This window comes from Pseudomonas sp. ARP3 (assembly GCF_001029595.1).
GTDB classification, from domain to species: domain Bacteria; phylum Pseudomonadota; class Gammaproteobacteria; order Pseudomonadales; family Pseudomonadaceae; genus Aquipseudomonas; species Aquipseudomonas rhodesiae.
Genome location: NZ_LEKF01000050.1, coordinates 1 through 6,413, shown reverse-complemented (window position 1 = coordinate 6,413; position 6,413 = coordinate 1). Strand labels below are relative to the sequence as shown.

At 53.9% G+C, this 6,413-nt stretch carries 9 protein-coding genes; 7 read left to right on the top strand and 2 right to left on the bottom strand.

The features are described 5' to 3' along the window. The coding region (locus ABX75_RS29295) for an IS3 family transposase (RefSeq protein WP_138762977.1) at positions 1-109 on the top strand (109 nt) is incomplete at its 5' end. A gap of 221 nt (positions 110-330) precedes the next feature. Here ABX75_RS29295 and ABX75_RS27845 read toward each other — a convergent pair. After that, a complete protein-coding gene (locus ABX75_RS27845) occupies positions 331-1,311 on the bottom strand; it encodes a ParM/StbA family protein (protein WP_016502353.1) in 981 nt (326 codons plus the stop codon). A 260-nt stretch (positions 1,312-1,571) separates the two neighbouring features. Here ABX75_RS27845 and mobI point away from each other — a divergent pair, with 260 nt between their 5' ends. After that, on the top strand, positions 1,572-2,066 hold the full coding sequence (mobI, locus tag ABX75_RS27840) for a conjugative transfer protein MobI(A/C) (protein WP_011078012.1): 495 nt from the start codon (positions 1,572-1,574) through the stop codon (positions 2,064-2,066). A gap of 781 nt (positions 2,067-2,847) precedes the next feature. Here mobI and ABX75_RS29555 read toward each other — a convergent pair. Next, a complete protein-coding gene (locus tag ABX75_RS29555) occupies positions 2,848-3,108 on the bottom strand; it encodes a hypothetical protein (protein ID WP_161969142.1) in 261 nt (86 codons plus the stop codon). Positions 3,109-3,664: 556 nt separating this feature from the next. Between ABX75_RS29555 and ABX75_RS27830 the strand changes: the two genes are divergently transcribed. The 5 genes from ABX75_RS27830 to ABX75_RS27810 form a co-directional block, all read left to right on the top strand. After that, the gene (locus ABX75_RS27830) at positions 3,665-4,141 is read left to right on the top strand and encodes a hypothetical protein (RefSeq protein ID WP_047296993.1); all 477 of its coding nucleotides are present in this window, start codon (positions 3,665-3,667) and stop codon (positions 4,139-4,141) included. A gap of 53 nt (positions 4,142-4,194) precedes the next feature. Continuing rightward, positions 4,195-4,872 (top strand): DUF2786 domain-containing protein, encoded by a 678-nt coding sequence (locus tag ABX75_RS27825; RefSeq protein ID WP_047296992.1) that lies wholly within the window; start codon positions 4,195-4,197, stop codon positions 4,870-4,872. A gap of 320 nt (positions 4,873-5,192) precedes the next feature. Further along, complete coding sequence (locus ABX75_RS27820) at positions 5,193-5,822, top strand: hypothetical protein (RefSeq protein WP_011078017.1); 630 nt, start codon at positions 5,193-5,195, stop codon at positions 5,820-5,822. Between the two features lie 73 nt (positions 5,823-5,895). Further along, entirely contained in the window at positions 5,896-6,108 is a 213-nt protein-coding gene (locus tag ABX75_RS27815; protein ID WP_011078018.1) for an exodeoxyribonuclease VII small subunit, read from the top strand. Then, positions 6,095-6,413: exodeoxyribonuclease VII large subunit (locus tag ABX75_RS27810; protein WP_047883119.1), on the top strand; the 319-nt coding region annotated here is incomplete at its 3' end. The genes ABX75_RS27815 and ABX75_RS27810, both read left to right, overlap by 14 nt.

Here is a 6,413-nt window from a genome sequence, read left to right as displayed (position 1 = left end):
CGATTACATCGAGATGTTTTACAACCCAAAACGACGCCACAGTTTCAACAATCAGCTGTCACCGGTAGAGTTTGAAAAGCGTTACGCAGCGAGCCTGGAGAGTGTCTAGGAAACCCGGGGCGATTCAGTCTGCTTGTTTTTAATCTCTTCGGTCGCGCTAATCATGCTTAGATACAGTGCAGCCATTGCAACAAGCCTTTTACCCCGATAATCGGGGTCAATAGTTTCGAGATGCGCGTGCAATTCTTGTGTCGCTGGCGTGACTCGACATTGTAGTCTCATCGTTTTATCCACATTCCCTCCTCAGCGCTTCCCTGCGCAGCCGTTTAATTAAGAGCGTGCTATATGCCAGAAACCTTCGGCATTGCTTTTTACGCTATTCACGGGCTTGACTACCAAAGCATCGGGAAATTCTTTTCGAGCAAATGGCTCATACAATGAGGCTCCCCCACCGCCGAGAATTACACAGTCGATAGCACGCCCCTTCAGGAATCGAAGTCCTTGTTTGATCTCGGTGAAGACGGATGGGATAACACGCTCGGCAGCGCGCTCGAGATATTCAGCAAGCTCAACTTTGCGGCCATAGATCAGGATGTAAGATTTACCCGACTGGAGCGCATGTTCGATCTTTTCTACACCAGGAATACCGCCATGATCCTTCGCAATTTCTTCGTTGCACGCTTCAAGTACAACAGACATAGCTTTGAGGCTGCTGCTGCTGGAGTTGACTACCAGTTCGCGATGGTCAAATACCACCCAATCAACACTGAAAAAACCCGGATCAATAATGATTGAAACTGACTCCTCAATAACCTCCGAAGCATCTGAGTTGCAGTAAATCTCCGTCAGAGTCCCGATAGGCTGAGCAACAACCTCTACTCGCTTAACCGTAACCTCTCGCTTGGGCGTAATCCGATGCGTCCCGGTCATACGCTTTATCAGGGCTTCAACATAGGGCTTATCGCGAGCCTGCGAGACAGGAAGGCCAGTTACTAAGCAGTCAATCACGTCTTTATCACCGGCCGCATGCAGCAGAGCACCTTTAAATAGGGCCTCATAGGCGTGCGAGGAAGTGTAATCCTCGTGCAGCTCTCGTCCATCCTGAACTCGGCCGGGCGCGGCAAATGCCACCCAGGGCGCGCCATCAACTTCAACGATTACTTCACCAGGGCGTAACCCAGAATCCCCAGGCAGAACGCTCAAGGGAGCGGCCTGCGAGGGACGAATAATCGACTCCGGTTGCCCATCGCCACTGCCAAAAACGCCAATGACGTTGCTGTAACCAATATCCAGACCTAAGGCGTTACCCATTCGTATGCCGCTCCCAGCAAAAAAAGACAAAAGAAGTGCGCCAAATGACGACGCAGATGACCCCGCAACACATGAAACCCCACACCTACAGAATCCCAAGCGCTGCAACTGCATCACCCGGTCAACAGATGACGACGAGCCGTCATAATCTGCCTTCGCGAGAGCACTGTGCTTCGTTTTCAGGACGTTTTAGCGTCTGAAATCGATCCACACCCTCGGTGTTGAGCCGCAAAATGCTCCCATCCACAAAGGAGCGACATATGAACCCACCTTCTGAAGCCCCCAAGCATCCAGCAGTAGCGGAGCTCGATCGCGTCTATTCCAGCCTTGTCGGCCGAGCCGAGGAGCTGCGCGACTCTTTCTTTCAGACAGCCCTTTCTCAGCACGCAGGCAAGCCTGGGCATATACCGATCGTGATCCGTATACGGCAATCCAGCCCGAATGCAGTCACCATCGAATGGGCGAAAGTGATTTTGCCAAGGCTCAAGGAAGGCGAAGCCAAGAAACCGCGGGTCATCCGCACGATCAACAAGGGTCAAGGAAGCAAGTACCCGGTCTCGTCGTTCTCGTTCGTGAAGGAGCCCTTGAAGAACATCGTTCGGGCCTACGAAATCCAGCTCGCCGAGATCCGGGAAACATGCTCAGTCATTCAGCGAGTCCGCCGTCAGCTTGTCCCTGCGGTGAAGAAAGCTGGCGTGGTTGATGGCTCTATTGCTGCGTTCATCACTCAGGATTACCCCGCAGCGTCCGACTGATCGCTTCGCCCTGGTACGGTGCAGAAAATGGTGGAGCCCAACAAAATCAAGGGCTCTGACCACGACACCTCTTCACGACACCTCTTCACGACACCCCTTCAACCATGACGACACCCCTTCACCGAACCGTTTGCTGCGAATTGATTCGGCTGAATAGGCGCGGGGCCCCTAGTTGCGGGCGTTACAGGGCAGCAACACCCTTTCACGACACCCCTTCACGACACCCCTTCGACGACGACAGCACCCCTTCAAGGCAGCCATTTCAAGCCGATATCGCTACACACCACGTAGTTCCTGCCTTTCAGAGCAGCGCGCATGAAAACAATTACGGCGCGACTTTCTCTCTATGTGAGGTGAACCGTCAGACTCCCATAAGCAAGCGAGGTGGTGTGAGGGTGGTTTTCCTGAACCTGTGTCGCGAAGCGGGTGAAGGGGGTGTAACGGAAGTGAGCAAGCACCTGCGGGCAGGGAGAGGGCGGGCAGCGGATTCGGAGCGCACTAAATCCTTGGGATTGATTGCGATGGTGGGAGCATTGGCACAGCGCAAATTTGCGGGCTGGAGTAAGCAGCCAGGATTGAGAGGGAGTAAATCTCATGCTCGGTAGCGAACAACTGGAACTACTGCTTGGATCAATCGGCGCATTGAGTGCCGGGTTAGCAACCGCCTGGCTGACCTACTACGGATCGAGGTATGTACTCAGCGATGCGAAAACCGACTGCGCGAAACTGCGGGCGGCGATGAGAGCCTTGGCTGGCAAATCTGCGAGCGTAAGGGGAGGGCCTAGCGAATGATCTTCGCGAACCTGCCATACCTCGGAGCATGGACATCAGCAATCCACGGGATGATTTTCACTGGCATGTGCATTACCGGCATCGCTTGCTGCGTAAGCTTGTCGATCAAGTCAGCATTGGTTGTCACCAGCGTGATATCGAACATAAAGAGCCGGCGAAACACGGCAATGAACAGGCGGTGACATTTGGAGTTTAGAAAAAGAGATGACGGCAGGTTATTCCCGCCGGTGCTACCAAACGGCGATTTCATAGGCGTTGCCCATGGGAGCCAACTCCGGCAGGTTATTTTTTCAGTGCGGGATGACGGCCTGTACGGGGAGGGTGTATTTCTCCTATGGCACGAAATATCCGGCGTATCCATCACTGACGCCAAAGGATTCCAGATTCGGAGCGGAAAATATGCCAGCGGCGGAATTGGATTTTACGCAGGGGCATCTGCTCTGCTCGATTTGACTGGGGAAATCGTTACCCGGATAGATGGATACACTGTCGACTATTGCCTGATGAATCGCATCAGCTACGAGTCAAAACGGCAGGTGTAGGCCAGCTATTAGCAGTGAGTCATCCTGCCTGCCCTGGGGTAAATCCCTCGGAGGGACATTTGAAGAGTGGTTTATATGTGCAGAGGTTATTAGCAGTGAGGCGAGAGTCCAGCAAGACGACTGGGCCATAACCGTATTAGCAGTGAAGCGGCTCACTTCCATAAAATAAACATTGGTGGGTGTGGTAGATACCCCCCCCTGTGTCGCGAAGCGGATGAATGCGGGCCGTTACGGTGACCTACAAATTTACGGAGAAAATGTTTTATGTACGGAGTTAATGAGTTGATCGGGGCTGGCGGTAGTTTTTCGCTCGATGGATACAACCTACCTGGGGACGAGGAGTGGTCTGAGGAAATATTAGAGGTTCTGCATGCGGACATTCCTGGCGGTCATGATCTCCTAATTGCAATCGTGCTGACTCAAGAGTGTGCAAAGTTACGTGAGCGAAGTTCTATGGCGATGGCTGTAGTGCTTAGTGAATACGAGTCAACGTTCGGGCAGGCTGATGCGTTGCGAGCAAGAACGTTTTTTACCGCAGCTATCACAGAGCTGAAGATGGTTCTTGATGAACTTAAAGATCATCCGCAATCAGAGCAGGAAAAAGTATTGTCGCGTTTGGGTGATTATTTCGGGGAGGGCGTCAAAAAGTTGGACACCTCGTTTGAAGGGATGGAGCAAGTATATTTGCTGAGCAACCCGAATGCAGGGCGATATTGGCTGTCGCTGAAGCGTCATGCTTAACAACGTGTCGCGAAGCGGAGGATTGGCTGGTGAGTGAGTGCGCAGTTGCAGACATGGATAAGCGCGCTCGCGCACTAGGCAGAATCAAGAAATGTTTTGCGCTCGCAAAATCCAGCAACCCGCATGAGGCCGAAGCAGCAATGCGGCAAGCCCGCAAACTTATGGACAAGTTCAAGCTGGAAGTAGGCGATGTGCGTGCTACCCAGGCGGAAGAATTCTCCCTGCGGATCGGTAAAGCCAAAAGCGTTCCGCCACAATGGATTCGCATGTTGTCGATGACTGTCTCTAAGGCGTTTGGCTGTGTGAGTTTCTACAGCTATGGGCCTGACGGGCAGTCGCTGATTTTTATTGGAGAAATCGGTAGCGCTGAAATGTCGGCCTATGCGTATGAGGTGCTTATCCGGCAACTGAAAGACTCCAAGAGAAAATACCTCTCAGGGGTCAGCATTCAGGGCACAGTGCAAAGGCGCAGAGCGGGAGTGCTGTATGCGGAAGCATGGATCATCGGCGTACACAAACGAGTAGAGGAATTTTCCGGCGTTACGGAAGAAGTGGAAAGGGCAATCCACGCTTATACGCAGAGAAATTATCCAGGTGTTCCGGTCACAAAGATGAAACGCCGAAAACTGGATATGGATGCGTACCGAGCCTACATTCAGGGCAAAAGGGACGGTGAAAGCGTTTCTCTGCACAAACCCATGGGGCGTGACGAGCACAGGCAGTTGGAATGAGGTCGCCCCCAGGAATAAGTCCCGCTCGAGCGGGATTTTTTTCGTCCGATGTTTGTCCCCTGAAAGTGGGGGTAAGCCTGTGGATAAAGTCCTGGCGTGGCGGTCTGGGAAGCCCCCCCGGCGATGCTCAAATTTTAACCAGCAGGGCGAAATTCGACATTATTCTTGACGTTCGCAATCGAGACAGAGATATTCCCCTCGGCACGCGGGTAGGTGCCTGCCGTCCACATTGGCAAAGCGAAAGCACTACCGACAAACCAACGGAACCCTTATGGGTGCTCCGGAGTGGACACAGAGCATCAGCCTTTGGAGGCTGCCGTATGCAAAACCCAATCACGCTCCGCGATATCGAAAACCTCAAAAAACTCGCCAAGCAGGCAAAGGCCCTTCACCCAGGACTGAGCCATGCGCAGCGCCTCAACCTGATGGCGCAGCATCATCTTCAGGCACGCAGCTATCACGAAGTTCGCAAGTGGATCGCTCGCTCGTTGGAGCAGCACTACGAGCGGAAGGACAGTGGCGTGGTCTACTGCAAGCTCTGCCGTTTTTCTTTCGTCCCCGGTGTAGCCGAGGACTCGACTACTCACGAGAAGCGTCACCTCAATTTTGAGGACGCTCTTTTCTCCCTCGGAGCGTTACCAGCTGCACATGCCACCCGAGAGCAAAGGAAACGCGAGGCGCATAACCTGATCCATTCCGCACCGTCCGCCGGCGAAGAATTGGCTGGAGTCGAGCAACTGGTCAACGCCTGGTATGACCGTTCGCTGGAATCCGCGATCGGCAATGGCGGCTGGAAGAAACACCCGAGCCTTGCCGAGTATGCCGCGATGATCGTTCCAACCGTTGAGGCCTGGTTGCGGCAGAGCAGGGTGTTGTACCTGTCCAAATACGGCTGCAATCGGGGCGTGATCCCAGAGGGTCAGACAACGTGGGTTCAGCCTGAAGGCTGATAGGGTTGGGTCCTTTGGGGAAGCTGCGACAATTGGCACGTTGATTGATCTCATCTTCCCCAGGACTTCCCACATGAGCCGAGACACCTACGAAGCCAACATCGCCTTCATCGACCAGACGGTAAAGCGCCTGGAGCGCAATGAGGTGAGCATCGACGAGCTGGAGACCCTTGCTCGCGAATTTGCGGATGCACGTAAGTTCTGCGCCGACCGGCTTACCCGAATCGAGAGCGTTGTTCAGGCAACCTTGGGCGCTGAAGAGGGTCAGTCCGGTGAACGCACCTGATCCGGTTGAGCAGCACCTCACTCTCAGCGCATACCTTACCCAGATCCAGAAGGCTGTCCGTGCTGCGGTACCAGACAGCAGCTGGGTTATTGCGGAACTCAGCGACTTCAAGCGCCGTCCGAACGGCCACTGCTACATGGACATCTTGGAGTCGCGTGAGGGAGCCGAGGTCGCGAAAGCACGGTGCACCATGTTTGCGAACGTCGCCGGCAAGGTACTTGGTGAGTGGCAGCAGGCAACCGGAGGCCTGCCCCAAGCAGGAATGAACGTCCTGCTGAAAGTGAGGGCGGATTTTTCCCCTCAGT